Source organism: Cupriavidus taiwanensis, from assembly GCF_900250075.1.
GTDB lineage: Bacteria > Pseudomonadota > Gammaproteobacteria > Burkholderiales > Burkholderiaceae > Cupriavidus > Cupriavidus taiwanensis_C.
The window spans coordinates 670,303-684,315 of the sequence record NZ_LT977070.1; the positions used below are offsets into that span (position 1 = coordinate 670,303).

General features: G+C 68.9%; 13 protein-coding genes. 9 read left to right on the top strand and 4 right to left on the bottom strand.

Annotated elements, in window-relative coordinates:
• Nucleotides 1-13: 13 nt before the first annotated feature.
• Nucleotides 14-388: a ribbon-helix-helix domain-containing protein gene (locus tag CBM2588_RS03155; RefSeq protein WP_115681374.1), complete on the bottom strand. Its 375-nt coding sequence runs from the start codon at nt 386-388 to the stop codon at nt 14-16.
• A gap of 99 nt (nt 389-487) precedes the next feature.
• Nucleotides 488-1,066 (bottom strand): DJ-1/PfpI family protein, encoded by a 579-nt coding sequence (locus tag CBM2588_RS03160; protein ID WP_115679313.1) that lies wholly within the window; start codon nt 1,064-1,066, stop codon nt 488-490.
• Between the two features lie 206 nt (nt 1,067-1,272).
• Here CBM2588_RS03160 and CBM2588_RS03165 point away from each other — a divergent pair, with 206 nt between their 5' ends.
• The 3 genes from CBM2588_RS03165 (at nt 1,273) to CBM2588_RS03175 (ending at nt 4,382) form a co-directional block, all read left to right on the top strand.
• Entirely contained in the window at nt 1,273-1,845 is a 573-nt protein-coding gene (locus CBM2588_RS03165) for an adenine phosphoribosyltransferase (RefSeq protein ID WP_115679314.1), read from the top strand.
• Between the two features lie 40 nt (nt 1,846-1,885).
• Nucleotides 1,886-2,497 (top strand): LysE family translocator, encoded by a 612-nt coding sequence (locus CBM2588_RS03170; RefSeq protein ID WP_115679315.1) that lies wholly within the window; start codon nt 1,886-1,888, stop codon nt 2,495-2,497.
• 205 nt (nt 2,498-2,702) lie between these two features.
• A complete protein-coding gene (locus CBM2588_RS03175; RefSeq protein WP_115679316.1) occupies nt 2,703-4,382 on the top strand; it encodes a Na/Pi cotransporter family protein in 1,680 nt (559 codons plus the stop codon).
• A 9-nt stretch (nt 4,383-4,391) separates the two neighbouring features.
• Here CBM2588_RS03175 and CBM2588_RS03180 read toward each other — a convergent pair whose 3' ends face one another.
• Entirely contained in the window at nt 4,392-4,877 is a 486-nt protein-coding gene (locus CBM2588_RS03180) for an adenosine-specific kinase (RefSeq protein WP_115679317.1), read from the bottom strand.
• A 142-nt stretch (nt 4,878-5,019) separates the two neighbouring features.
• Between CBM2588_RS03180 and CBM2588_RS03185 the strand changes: the two genes are divergently transcribed.
• Entirely contained in the window at nt 5,020-5,586 is a 567-nt protein-coding gene (locus tag CBM2588_RS03185; protein WP_231942093.1) for a histidine phosphatase family protein, read from the top strand.
• A gap of 27 nt (nt 5,587-5,613) precedes the next feature.
• On the opposite strand, the gene uvrA is transcribed toward CBM2588_RS03185, so the two are convergent.
• On the bottom strand, nt 5,614-8,478 hold the full coding sequence (uvrA, locus tag CBM2588_RS03190; protein WP_115679319.1) for an excinuclease ABC subunit UvrA: 2,865 nt from the start codon (nt 8,476-8,478) through the stop codon (nt 5,614-5,616).
• Between the two features lie 226 nt (nt 8,479-8,704).
• Between uvrA and CBM2588_RS03195 the strand changes: the two genes are divergently transcribed.
• From CBM2588_RS03195 to CBM2588_RS03215, 5 genes are all read left to right on the top strand, one after another.
• A complete protein-coding gene (locus tag CBM2588_RS03195) occupies nt 8,705-9,967 on the top strand; it encodes an MFS transporter (protein WP_115679320.1) in 1,263 nt (420 codons plus the stop codon).
• Between the two features lie 216 nt (nt 9,968-10,183).
• Entirely contained in the window at nt 10,184-10,723 is a 540-nt protein-coding gene (locus CBM2588_RS03200) for a single-stranded DNA-binding protein (RefSeq protein ID WP_115679321.1), read from the top strand.
• Between the two features lie 277 nt (nt 10,724-11,000).
• On the top strand, nt 11,001-12,047 hold the full coding sequence (locus CBM2588_RS03205; protein ID WP_172583553.1) for a porin: 1,047 nt from the start codon (nt 11,001-11,003) through the stop codon (nt 12,045-12,047).
• A 36-nt stretch (nt 12,048-12,083) separates the two neighbouring features.
• Nucleotides 12,084-13,055 carry a Bug family tripartite tricarboxylate transporter substrate binding protein gene (locus tag CBM2588_RS03210; RefSeq protein WP_172583554.1) on the top strand — a complete coding sequence of 324 codons (972 nt, stop codon included), beginning with the start codon at nt 12,084-12,086 and terminating at the stop codon, nt 13,053-13,055.
• Entirely contained in the window at nt 13,052-13,987 is a 936-nt protein-coding gene (locus CBM2588_RS03215; protein ID WP_115679323.1) for a BMP family lipoprotein, read from the top strand. The genes CBM2588_RS03210 and CBM2588_RS03215 overlap by 4 nt, the downstream gene beginning before the upstream one ends.
• Nucleotides 13,988-14,013: the final 26 nt, after the last annotated feature.

Consider the following 14,013-nt stretch of genomic DNA (forward strand, 5'->3'; position numbering starts at 1 on the left):
GCGGCAGCAAGCCTCAGTGCGGGCGCGGCTCGACCCAGGACTCCGGCAGGTTGTCCAGCACCGCGCGCGGATCCAGCGAGCGGATCGGCACGTCGCGATCGGCCGGGATGCGGCCTTCGCCCTGCAGCATCAGGTAGCGCAGGCAGCACACCCGCAGGAAGGATGAGAAGTTGCTCGCGACGGCCTCGCTGCCGCGGTGCTCGGTCAGTTCGTCGTGCAGGCGCGTGATCAGCTGGTTGACGGTCATGCCGTCGCGCTGCGCCAGTTCTTCCAGCACTTCCCAGAACAGGCTTTCCAGGCGGATGCTGGTGGCCGCGCCGTGCAGGCGCAGCGAGCGCGACTGGCTCTGGTAAGACGCCGGATTGGCGCGGATAAAGATTTCACACATCAAGGGCTCCCTGGCGGGCGGCGCGGCCGGCAGGCCGTGCATGGCCGGCCGGGTCGGCAAGCCATGCATCGCGCGTGGCGGCGCCGCGTGCGGAAAGCACTAATGTACGATCCGCGTGCCCAGCACCGCAAGAAACTGCGCCAGCCAGGCGGGGTGCGCCGGCCATGCCGGGGCGGTGACGAGGTTGCCATCGGTGTGGGCCTGGTCGACCGGGATCTCGGCGTAGGTGCCGCCGGCCAGCTTCACTTCCGGCGCGCAGGCCGGGTAGGCGGAGCAGGTCTTGCCTTCCAGCACGCCCGCTGCCGCCAGCAGCTGGGCGCCGTGGCACACCGCGGCAATCGGCTTGTCCGCCTCGGCGAAGTGCCGCACGATCTCCAGCACGCGCGCGTTCAGGCGCAGGTATTCGGGGGCGCGCCCGCCGGGGATGACCAGCGCGTCGTAGCTGGCCGGGTCGATCTCGGCGAAGCTGGCGTTGAGGGTGAAGTTGTGGCCGCGCTTCTCGCTGTAGGTCTGGTCGCCCTCGAAATCGTGGATCGCGGTGGCGCACGCGTCGCCCGCGCGCTTGTCCGGACACACGGCATCGACGCTGTGGCCCACCATCTGCAGCGCCTGGAACGGCACCATGGTTTCGTAGTCTTCGGCGTAGTCGCCCACCAGCATCAGAATCTTTTTTGCCATCGTGGTCTCCTGTATGGTTACGGGTGTCCGGCGGGTGCCGGACGCGGCAAGCCGGCGCGGGCAGCCGGTCCGGCCGGCAGGGCCAATGTGCGGGGCACCCCGGTGGCGCGGGTGGTAATGGGTTACCACGGCGGGTTACCGCGCGTCCGCAGGCCGCCGCCACCGCTTTCCGACCGGCGCGCCGCGCGCCCATCCTCCGGATTCCTATGGCAGATTCCATCATCCAGTCCCCCGACCTCGGCGACGTCACCGGCTACCTGCGCGAGCGCATTCGGACCGTGCCGGACTGGCCCCAGCCCGGCGTGATGTTCCGCGACATCACGCCGCTGCTGCAGGACCCCAAGACCCTGCGCGTGCTGATCGACGTGTTCGTGCACCGCTATATGGATGCGCAACTGGACCTGGTGGCGGGCATCGATGCGCGCGGCTTTATCCTGGGCGCGATCGTCGCGTACGAGCTGAACCTCGGCTTCGTGCCGATCCGCAAGAAGGGCAAGCTGCCGTTCCAGACCGTGGCCGAGGAATACGAGCTTGAGTACGGCAGCGCCACGGTCGAGATTCACGCCGACGCCTGCAAGGCCGGCGACCGCGTGCTGCTGGTCGACGACCTGATCGCCACCGGCGGCACCATGATGGCCGGGCGCAGGCTGCTCGAGCGCCTGGGCGCGACCGTGGTCGAGGGTGCGGCCATCGTCGACCTGCCCGAGCTGGGCGGATCGAAGCTGCTGCACGGTGCCGGCCTGCCGCTGTTCACCGTGTGCAAGTTCGAGGGCCACTGAGCGATGCGCGCGCAAGTAAAGACCCACGCAAGGAGTGTCCATGCCTGACCTGCTGCTGTTTTTGCTGACCTCCATCGCCGTGACCGTGGCCCCCGGGCCGGACAACCTGCAGGTGCTGGCACGCGGCATGGCGCAGGGGCGGCGCGCGGGACTGGTGGCGGCGCTGGGCTTTTCGGTCGGCTGCCTGTTCCATACCGTGATCGCGGCGGTGGGGCTGGCCGCGGTGCTGCGTTCCTCGCCGCTGGCCTTCCAGCTGATCAAGTACGCCGGAGCGGCCTACCTGATCTGGATCGGCATCCAGGCGCTGCGCGCGCAGGGCGGTCTGGCGCAGGGCGGCACTGTCGATGCGGTGCCGCTGGCGCGCGTATTCCGCCAGAGCGTGCTGGGCAATATGCTGAACCCCAAGGTGACGCTGTTCTTCCTGGTGTTCCTGCCGCAGTTCGTGCGCGCCGATGCCGCGCACCCCGGGCTGCAGTTCCTGCTGCTGGGCGTGGTCTTCATGCTGCAGACCGCGGTGGTGTTCTCGCTGTTCGGGCTGTGCGCGGGCTGGCTGGGCGCCTGGCTGCGCCGGCGGCCGGCGACCGGGCGCTGGCTGGACCGCGCTGCCGGGGCCATCTTCGTCGGGCTGGGGATCAAGGTCGCGCTGCCCTGAGCCGCGTCGCTGGCGGGCCGCACGCTGCGCCGCCGCATCGTCGCGTCGGCCGATGGTGGCGTTGCCATGTTGCCCGCGCCCCGCAGCGCGGCCCCATGCCGTTGCCGGTGCCGGGGGCCGGGCGCATAATGAGCCCTTGACAACGACACGATGACCGGGCGGAGCCTCCAGTCAGTATTCGGCACCGGTCACGCAAAGGCGCAACATGGGCGTTCTCCTTCACCTGTTATCGGGCGTGGCCCTGCTCGTCTGGGGCACCAACATCGTCAAGGTCGGCATCCTGCGCGTCTACGGCGCTAACTTGCGCCACGTGCTGTCGACCAGCGTCTCCAACCGCTTCACCGCCTTCCTTGCCGGCCTGGGTGTCACCGGGCTGGTCCAGAGCAGCAACGCCACCGCGGTCATCGTCAGTTCCTTCGTCGGCCAGGGCCTGATCGCCGTGGCGCCGGCGCTGGCGATCATGCTGGGCGCCAACGTCGGCACCGCGCTGATGGTGCAGGTGTTCTCGCTGGACCTGTCGTGGCTGTCGCCGCTGCTGATCTTCGTCGGCGTGATCTGCCACCTGACCTGGAAGGGCAGCAAGCCCGGCCACGTCGGCCGCGTGCTGATCGGCCTGGGCCTGATCACGCTGGCGCTGGAGCTGATCTCGATCGCGACCCGGCCGGTGGTGCAGGCCGCCGGCGTCAAGGTGCTGTTCGCCTCGCTGACCGGCGATGCGGGCCTCGACATGCTGGTCGGCGCGTTCCTGACCATCCTGTGCTATTCCAGCCTGGCCGTGGTGCTGTTCTGCGGCGCGCTGGCCTCCGCCGGGGTGGTGTCGATCCACGTGGCGCTGGCGCTGGTGCTGGGCGCCAACCTGGGCTCGGGCGTGTCGGCGCTGCTGACTACCTCGGGCAACAACCAGCCGGGCAAGCGCGTGACGCTGGGCAACCTGCTGTCGCGCCTGCTGGGCTGCCTGATCGCGCTGCCGCTGCTGGGCCAGGCCGAGGAACTGCTGGCGCTGGTGGACCATGAGCCGCAACGGCTGATCGTCAATTTCCACCTGCTGTTCAACGTTGCGCTGGCGGTGCTGCTGCTCGGCGCCACCGCGCCGCTGGCGCGCCTGTGCGAAAAGGTGCTGCCCGGGCGCAATACCGGCGACAGCCAGGTCACGCCGCGCCATCTCGACCCGGCCGCGCTGTCGACGCCCACGCTGGCGCTGTCCAACGCCGCGCGCGAAGTGCTGCGCATCGGCGACCGCGTCGAGCAGATGCTCGACAACATGCTGCGCGTGATGCGCACCAACGACGCCAAGCTGGCCACCGCCACCTGCCGCATCGACAACGAAGTCGACGACCTCTACACCGCGATCAAGCTTTACCTGACCCGCATCAGCCTGGAAGCGCTGGACGAGCGCGACGGCCAGCGCTGGACCGAGATCATCTCGCTGACGATCAACCTGGAGCATGCCGGCGATATCATCGAGCGCATCCTGCTCGATACCAAGGACAAGAAGATCGCCCACAACCTGATGTTCTCCGAGGCCGGCATGCAGGAGATCGCCGAGATGCACGCGCGCCTGGTCGCCAACCTGCGGCTGGGTTTGTCGGTGTTTCTGAACGGCGACCTCAAGAGCGCGCAGGCGCTGATGGCGGAGAAGGCCAACTTCCGCGAACTTGAGCGCAAGTACGCACGCACCCATCTGCAGCGCGTGGCGGTGCAGACCGCGGAAAGCATCGAGACCAGCTCGCTGCACCTGGACGTGATCAGCGAGCTGAAGCGGCTGAACTCGCTGTTCTGCGCGACCGCCTATCCGGTGCTGGAGCAGGCCGGCGTGCTCAACCGCAGCCGGATGAAGGAAGACGAGGTGGCGCCGGTCACGAGCGTGCAGGCGGCGCAGCACTGAGCGGCACGGCTACAGCTTGTAGCCGAACTTGCGCAGCAGCGCCTTGCGCTCGGCCACATCCGCCTCGGTCTCGATCCCCAGCGGCGAGGCGCCGTCGATCACCCCCACCACGCCGCGTCCGGCATCGGTCTGCGCGACGATCACCTGCGTCGGGTTCGCGGTCGCGCAGTAGATCCGGCATACCTCAGGCACCGCGCGCACCGCGCCCAGCACGTTCACCGGGAAGAAGCCATCGCCCAGGAAAATCAGGAAGCTGTGCCCCGCGCCGATGGCGCGCGCGTTCTCGCAGGCCATGTCGATCAGGTGCTCGTCAGTGCCCGACCAGCGCACCAGCCGCTTGCCCGAGGCCTCGCAGAAGGCCAGCCCGAAGCGGATGCCGGGCACCGTGCCGACCAGCGCTTCGTGCAGGTCTTCCACGGTCTTGATGAAATGCGACTGGCCGAAGATGAAGTTGGTGGCTTCCGGCTTGGTGACCGGTACGACCGTCAGTTCCATGGCGTGGCTCCTGTGGCGATGCGTGTCGCCGTCCGCTCCATGGTAGGGCGCGAGGTAGCGAAAGCAAGCCGGCCCCTGCTATACCGGAGGGGTTGGCTTACCACCGGAGCCGCCCATGCCCGCCTTTTGCAGATGGCTTGCCATGCTTGCCATTGCCCCGACGCTTGCCGCCGCACAGGTCGCTCCGGCGTCACAGCGCGAGGTTGCGGTAAGCGAGCTGCAGCGCCCCAATGTCGTGGTGGTATTGCGCCATGCCAGCGCGCCGGGCGTCGGCGATCCGCCCGGCTTCCGGCTGGCGGATTGCGCCACGCAGCGCAACCTCGACGCGCGCGGCCGCGAGCAGGCGGCGCGGCTGGGCGCGAGCTGGAAGGCAGCCGGGTTCCGGCCGACGCAGGTGTGGAGCAGCGCCTGGTGCCGTTGCCAGGACACGGCGCGGCTGATCGGGCTGGGACCGGTGCAGGTGCAGCCGCTGCTCAATTCATTCTTCGGCGCCGATGCGCAGCGCCGCGACGCGCAGGTCGCGCAGCTGTCGCGGCTGATCGACGGTCTCGACCCGCGCGGCGGGCCTTACCTGATGGTCACGCACCAGGTGGTGATCACCGCGCTGAGCGGGCACGGCGCCGACAGCGGTGGCGGCGTGGTGATCGAGTTGCCGCAGGGCGGCGCGGCGCGGCGCACGCGGGTGTTGCCGGCTGGCGGGCTGGATTGAGCCGCGGCCCGGCGGACAGTACGCGTGTCACGCGCGCTTGAGCAGCGGCGCCAGATACTTCCCCGTAAAGCTCGCCTTGCTCTTCGCCACCACCTCCGGCGTGCCGCGCGCGATTACCTGGCCGCCGCCGGCGCCGCCTTCGGGCCCCATGTCGATCAGCCAGTCGGCGGTCTTGATGACGTCGAGGTTGTGCTCGATGATGACGACGGTATTGCCCTGGTCGCGCAGCTTGTGGATGACCTTGAGCAGCAGCTCGATGTCATGGAAGTGCAGGCCGGTGGTGGGCTCGTCCAGGATATAGAGCGTGCGCCCGGTGTCGCGCTTGGACAGCTCCAGCGACAGCTTGACGCGCTGCGCCTCGCCGCCCGACAGCGTGGTCGCCGACTGTCCGAGCCGGATATAGCCCAGGCCCACGTCCAGCAGCGTCTGCAGCTTGCGCCGCACCACCGGCACCGCGCTGAAGAATTCGTGCGCCTGCTCGACGGTCAGGTCGAGCACCTCGGAGATGTTCTTGCCCTTGTACAGCACCTCAAGCGTTTCGCGGTTGTAGCGCTTGCCGTGGCAGACGTCGCAGGGCACGTACACGTCGGGCAGGAAGTGCATCTCAACCTTGAGCACGCCGTCGCCCTGGCAGGACTCGCAGCGCCCGCCCTTGACGTTGAACGAGAAGCGGCCCGGATCGTAGCCGCGCTCCTTGGCCGAGGGCACGCCGGCGAACAGCTCGCGGATGGGCGTGAACAGGCCGGTGTAGGTGGCCGGGTTGGAGCGCGGCGTGCGGCCGATCGGGCTCTGGTCGACGTTGATGACCTTGTCGAAATGCTCTAGCCCCTCGATGCGGTCGTGCTGCGCCGGCTCCGGCGTCGAGCCGTACAGGTGGCGCGCCACCGCGTGGTAGAGCGTGTCGTTGATCAGCGTCGATTTGCCCGAGCCGGACACGCCGGTGATGCAGGTCAGCAGGCCCACCGGCACTTCGGCGGTGACGTTGCGCAGGTTGTTGCCGCTGGCATTGACGATGCGCAGCAGCCGCTCGTCGTCGGGCGCGGTGCGCTGCTTCGGCACTTCGATGCGGCGCTGGCCGGACAGGTATTGTCCGGTCAGCGAGGCCGGCGACGCCTCGATCTGCCGCGGCGTGCCCTCGGCCACGATCATGCCGCCGTGCACGCCGGCGCCGGGACCGATATCGACCACGTAGTCGCAGGCGCGGATCATGTCCTCGTCATGCTCGACCACCAGCACCGAGTTGCCGATGTCGCGCAGGTGCTTGAGCGTGCCGATCAGGCGGTCGTTGTCGCGCTGGTGCAAGCCGATCGAGGGCTCGTCCAGCACGTACATCACGCCGGTCAGGCCCGAACCGATCTGCGACGCCAGCCGGATGCGCTGCGCCTCGCCGCCAGACAGCGTGTCGGCGCTGCGCTCCAGCGACAGGTAGTCCAGCCCCACGTTGTTGAGGAAGTTCAGCCGCGCGGTGATCTCCTTGACGATCTTGTCGGCGATCTCGCGCTTGGCGCCGTGCATGTCCAGCGTCAGGAAATAGGTCAGCGCATCGCGCAGCGGCCAGCCGTTGATCTCGAAGATCGCGCGCGCCTGCTCGCCTTCGCCCAGCTTGACGTGGCGCGCCTCGGTGCGCAGCCGCGTGCCGTGGCAGGCCGGGCAGGGCTGGTTGTTCTGGTACTTGGCCAGTTCCTCGCGCACGGCGACGGAATCGGTCTCGCGGTAGCGGCGTTCCAGGTTGGGAATGATCCCCTCGAACACATGCTCGCGCACCGTGGCGCGGCCGCGCTCGTTGATATAGGTGAACGGGATCTCCTGCTCGCCCGAGCCGTGCAGCACCACCTGCTGCACCGTTTCGGGCAGGTCCTCGAACGCGGTGTCGGTATCGAAGTCGTAGTACGCCGCCAGGCTTTGCAGCATCTGGAAGTAGAACTGGTTGCGGCGGTCCCAGCCCTTGATCGCGCCCGACGCCAGCGACAGGTTGGGAAACGCCACCACCCGCTTCGGGTCGAAGAACGTGATCTGCCCCAGCCCGTCGCAGCTCGGGCACGCGCCCATCGGGTTGTTGAACGAGAACAGCCGCGGCTCCAGCTCCTGCAGCGAATACGAGCAGATCGGGCAGGCAAAGCGCGAGCTGAAGGTGTGCTCCTTGCCGCTGTCCATCTCCAGCGCCAGCGCGCGGCCGTCGGCCAGCCGCAGCGCGGTCTCGAACGATTCGGCCAGGCGCTGCTTGATGTCGGCGCGGACCTTGACGCGGTCGACTACCACGTCGATGCTGTGCTTCTCGGTCTTCTTCAGCTTGGGCAGCTGGTCGACTTCATAAACCCTGGCCTGCGCCTCGTGCGCGGTGCCGCCGCCCGAGCGGATGCGAAAGCGCACGAAGCCCTGCGCCTGCATGCTGTCGAACAGGTCCGAGTGCTCGCCCTTGCGGTCCACCACCACCGGCGCCAGGATCATCAGCTTGGTGTCTTCCGGCAGCGCCAGCGCCGCATCGACCATCTGCGACACGCTTTGCGCCTGCAGCGGCAGGTTGTGGTCGGGGCAGTAAGGGGTGCCGGCGCGCGCGTACAGCAGGCGCAGGTAGTCATGGATCTCGGTGACCGTGCCGACGGTCGAGCGCGGGTTGTGGCTGGTGGCCTTCTGCTCGATCGAGATCGCCGGCGACAGCCCTTCGATCAGGTCGACATCGGGCTTCTCCATCAGCTGCAGGAACTGGCGCGCGTAGGCGGACAGCGATTCCACGTAGCGGCGCTGGCCCTCGGCATAGAGCGTGTCGAAGGCCAGCGACGACTTGCCCGAGCCGGACAGCCCCGTAATCACGATCAGCCGGTTGCGCGGCAGGTCGAGATTGATGTTCTTCAGGTTGTGGGTACGCGCCCCACGGATCTTGATTTCTTCCATATGCCGAAAAGTCGTCGCCAGGCGGGCCGCCCCGGCCGGAATGCGCGCCCGGGCGCACCTGCGGGGGGCAGCCGGCATGGCCAGGTGACCCGGGAAGCGCCAAGGAGCAAACCTGTTAATATACCCAACTTCGGTTTCCGGGGTTGTCCGGCCACCAGCGGACCCGACCATTGCCGCCCAACGGCAACCAGCCCGACCCCGAATCCCACACGATCCCACGATCGCAATGCCGTCGATCCCTTCTTCTTCCCCGGAAACTTCCCCGGAAACGGGTGCCGCCGACGCATCCCAGGCTCCCGCGCGTGAACGCATGACGCGCGCCGAACTGCGCGCCGCGGTATCGCTGGCCAGCATCTTCGCGCTGCGCATGCTGGGCCTGTTCCTGATCCTGCCGGTCTTTGCCGAATACGCCCGGACGCTGCCCGACGGGCACGACGCCCAGCGCGTGGGCCTGGCGATGGGCATCTACGGCCTGATGCAGGCCTTCCTGCACATCCCGCTGGGGTGGCTGTCCGACCGCGTCGGGCGCAAGCCGGTGATGGTGGGCGGCCTGCTGCTGTTTATCGCGGGCGGCCTGGTCGCCGCGTTTTCCGACACGCTGTCGGGCATCATTGCCGGGCGCGCGCTGCAGGGCATGGGCGCGATCTCCGCCGCCATCACCGCCTGCATCGCCGACCTGACCCGCGAGCGCCATCGCACCAAGGCCATGGCGATGGTGGGCGGCAGCATCGGGCTGACCTTCGCGCTGTCGCTGGTGATTGCCTCGCCGCTGCTGCACAGCATCGGCATGTCCGGCATCTTCGGGCTGATGTCGGTGCTTGGCCTGGTCGCCATCGGCGTTACCGTGTTCCTGGTGCCGACCCCGCCGCCGCCGCACCCGGTGCGGCTGCCTTTCCGAAAGGTGCTGCTCAACGGCGACCTGGCGCGGCTCAATGTCGGCGTGCTGGCGCTGCACGCGTCGCAGGTGGCGATGTTCATGGTGGTGCCGGCGATGCTGGCCGATGCCGGCATGCCGCTGGACCAGCACTGGAAGGTCTACCTGCCCGTCGTGCTGGTGTCATTCGTGCTGATGCTGGGGCCGATGATGGCGGCCGAGCGCTATGGCCGCGTGCGCCCGGTGCTGCTGGGCGCGGTCGCGCTGATGACGGCGGTGCAGCTGCTGTTTGCCGCGGTGCACGGGCTGTGGGCGATCGTCGGGGTCTTGCTGCTGTTCTTCGTCGCCTTCAATGTGCTGGAGGCAATGCAGCCGTCGCTGGTGTCGCGCTACGCCGCGGCCGCGCGCGGCGCGGCGCTCGGCGTTTACAACACCACGCAGGCCCTGGGCCTGTTCCTGGGCGGTGCCGCCGGCGGCTGGCTGCTCAAGCACGAGGGCCGCAGTGCCGTGTTCGTGGGCTGCGCGGCGGTGCTGTTGCTGTGGCTTATAATCGCCTGGAGCATGAAGGCGCCGCCGGCGCGCGGGCAGGAAGCCGCACCGGCCACCGCGGCCTGAGCCGGCTCCGGTTTTCGCATCATTTCGTAAAGCATTTGGGCCAGAAAGAGGCCTAGCATCATCGCGCCACCCGGCATTCTGGCGGGGGCGCGATGTTCGTTTACGTCGCGTGTTCGTTTACGTCGCGGCACGATCGCGTCAAACTACAACCCGCTTTCATCGTCATCGTATTGCCACGCTTTTCAACACCGCGCGTGGCTTTTGGAGAACATTCACATGGCATCGGTCAACAAAGTCATTCTCGTCGGCAACCTCGGCGCAGACCCCGAAACGCGCTACATGCCCAGCGGCGACGCCGTCACCAACCTGCGCCTGGCGACCACCGACCGCTACAAGGACAAGCAGTCCGGCGAGATGAAGGAAGCCACCGAATGGCACCGCGTGGCGATGTTCGGCAAGCTGGCCGAGATTGCCGCCCAGTACCTGCGCAAGGGCTCGTCGGTCTATATCGAAGGCCGCATCCGCACCCGCAAGTGGCAGGACCAGTCCGGCCAGGACAAGTACTCCACCGAGATCGTTGCCGACCAGATGCAGATGCTGGGTTCGCGCCAGGGCGGTGGCGGCGGTGGCGGCGATGAAGGCGGCTACGGCGGTGGCGGCGGCGGTGGCGGTTATAGCCGCGAATCGTCGGGCGGCGGCTATGGCGGCGGCCGTGGTGCCCAGGGCGGCGGTGGCCAGCAGGGGGGCGCGGCGCGCCGTCCGCAGCAACCGGCCTCGAACGGCTTCGAGGATATGGACGACGATATTCCGTTCTGAGTATCGCGACACAAGCGCAACACAAGCTCGCCAGCATTGCCATCGAACCCCCGCGCTGCGGGGGTTCTGCTTTTTGGGGGCCGAATGCATGCAGGCGTGCCGCGCTCGGCCAGCTTATTCAGGTCCTTCCCGCTGCGCTGAACCCGCACAAACCGCATGACCTCATGCGCACACATTCGTATGCGCGGCATCGGTCAAGCCCTATATTTTGCGTTCTTATTTTGTATGCAAAATGGAGGTGCCCGTGAGGGTGTGGAATGCAGGACGCGGCTACGCCATGCCCGTGGCAATGGCCGGCTTGGTGGCGGGCATGGCTGGCGGGGCCAGCGGTACGGTGCGCGCACAGCCGGCCTCGTCGGTTTCGGTCTATGGACTGATAGACACCATGGTGCGCTCCTCGGACAACAACCGCGGGGACGAGCGCCTGGCCGAACTGGGCGAGGGATACTTCAGCGGCTCGCGCTGGGGCATGCGCGGCACCGAGGCGCTGGGCGGGGGATGGGCGGCGCTGTTCACGCTGGAAAGCGGCTTTGATCTCGCCACCGGCACCTCGCTGCAGGGGACGGCGACCTCCAACTACGGACAAGTCGGCACGCAGGGCGCGGGCCGCCTGTTCGGCCGGCAGTCGTACCTGGGGGTCGAGCACCAGACGTGGGGCAAGCTGACCTTCGGCCGCCAGTTCACCACGGCCTACGATGCAACATTCCGCTTCCAGCCCTATGGCCATCCCAACCTGGATGCGGTGGCGATCCTGAACGGCTACACCGGTCCGCGGCAGGACAACATGGTCAAGTACGCGGGCAGGCTGGGCGCGTTGTCGGCGGCCGCGCACTACACCTTCGGCGAAGTGCCCGGTGACGCGACGGCGGGCAGCAGCCGGGGCCTGGCGCTGGCCTGGACGACGGCGCGGTTCGACGTCGGCGCGCTGCTGCAGCGCACCGATGCGCTGCCGACCGCCGAGGCGCGCACGATCTGGGGTATCGGCGGCAGCAGCCAGCTGGGCCGCGTCAAGCTGGCGCTCGGCTACCTGGACCACCGCTACCGCCTCAGCCCGACCCGCAATCATGTGCTGACCGGCGGCGCCACGCTGCAGGCGACGCCCGCGCTGGCGCTCTCGCTGGCGGCGGGCTATGACCGGCAGACCGCGGCCAGCGGCCATCGGCTGATGCTGACCGGTGTGGCCGAGTACGCGCTGTCCCGGCGCACCAGCGTCTACGCCGAAGCCGACTTCAATCGCATCAGCGGGGCCTATGCCTTGCCCGCCTTCATGGGCGTGCGCGGCAACAAGTTCGGCGGCGGTGTCGGCCTGCGCCATCGCTTGTAAGACGGAGAGCGCATCGTGGTTTCCAGAAGACAATGCATGGCACGCCTGCTGGCACTGCCCGCGCTCCCAGCGCTGGCCGCGATGCCGGCGCACGCGGAGCGCGGCGCGGCATGGCCGCGGCATCCGGTGCGGCTGGTGGTGACGTTCCCGCCCGGCGGGTCCAGCGACATCGTCGCGCGCCTGCTGGCGCCGCTGCTGCAGGAGCGGCTGGGGCAGCCGTTCGTGACCGACAACCGCCCGGGGGCAGGGTCCACCATCGGCGCCGCGGCCGTCGCCGCCGCGCCGAACGATGGCTACACCCTGCTGATGTCGAACTCGGCGGCGCTCAGCATCTCGCCGTTCCTGCTCCGGCGGCCCAGCTACGACCCCGTGCACAGCTTTACCCATGTGCATTACATCGGCGCGGTGCCGATGGTGTTCGCGGTGCATCCATCGGTGCCCGCGCGCAGCCTGGCGGAACTGGCGGCGTGGATCCGCGCGCAGCGCGATCCGGTGCCGTTCGGCAGCGGCGGCGCGGCGTCCGTGGCGCATATCGTCGGTGAACTGTTCGCGCAGCAGGCCGGGCTGAAGCTGACCCACGTGCCCTACAAGGGCGCGGGGCCCATGCGCACCGACCTGCTTGGCGGGCAAATCCCGTTCGCGGTGGACGCGTTGCCGCAGAACCTGCCGTTCCTGCAATCCGGCGACCTGCGCCTGCTGGCCGTGACCTCGGCCCGGCGGGTGCCGCAGGCGCCGCGGCTGCCCACCGTGGGGCAAGCCGGCTATCCCGGCCTGGTGGCCGAAAACTTTGTCGGCGTCTCGGCGCCGGCCCATCTTCCCGAGGACATCGTGCAACGCTTGCATCAGTCACTGCAGGGCATCCTGCAACAACCGGCCGTGCGCGGCCAACTGGAGGCCCAGGGCTTCGTGCTGGCCGAGCGCCGGCCCGAGGCATTCGCTGCCTACGTGCGGCAGCAGGTGCAGGCATGGGGGCCGGTGGTTGCGGCCACCGGGGCGATGCTGTCATGAGCGCGCGCATCCAGGTGGTGCTGTTCGGGCCCGAGGGCCGCGGCAGCTTCAACGAGGCCGGTCATGCCGGCGCCGTGCGCGCGCGGGACGCCGGCCATGATGTGGCCGTGGCATGGATTGCCGACCCGGACCCGCAGGCGCGCGCCGCGGCCGTGCTGGCATTGTGCGAAAGTGAACCGGACCTGGTCGTGGCCCATGGCGGCCAGGGCGACTACCCGGTCGCCGTGGCCGCCGCGCGCCATCCGCTGCGCCGCTTCGTGGTCACGCAGGGCAGCGTGCTGGGCGCCAACACCGCCAGCTACACCGTGCTGCAGGAACAGTCCGCGTTCCTTGCCGGCGTGCTGGCCGCGACGGATTCGCGCACCGGGGTGGTGGCGCACCTGTCCGGCGAGAAAGTGCGTCCCGGCCTGAAGGGCCGCGCGGCGTTCCTCCATGGCGTGCGCAGCGCCATGCCAGGCGCGACGGCGCTGACCACCTTCTGCGGCAACCAGCATGACCCCGAACTCGCCGGCCGCGCCGTCGCCGCGCAGGCCCGGGCGGGTGCCGATATCGTCTTTGCGATGATCGACGGCGGCCGCGACGGCGCCATCGCCGCCTGCCGAGCCAGCGGCATCCGCCAGATCGGCAACGTGCTGGACTGGACGCGCCGGCATCCGGAGGTGTTCCTGGCTTCGGCCGTGGCCGATAGCGGCTTGTGCGTCGAGCAAGCGATCGCGGATTTTGCGCACGACCGGGTCACATGGGGGACGGTGCGCGCGTTCGGACTCGAGACGCCGGCCGCGGTGCGGCTGGCGCTGGGCCGCGATGTCAGCCAGGCCGCGCGCGTGGCGCTCGACCACTGGAGCCAGCGGCTGCTCGATGGCGGCGTGGCGGTGGACGAAGACTATGCCGGCCCCGAGTTCGAGACCGGCGGCATACCTGCGGCCGCGTAGTCATCGCATTGACGGGAGGCCATCAC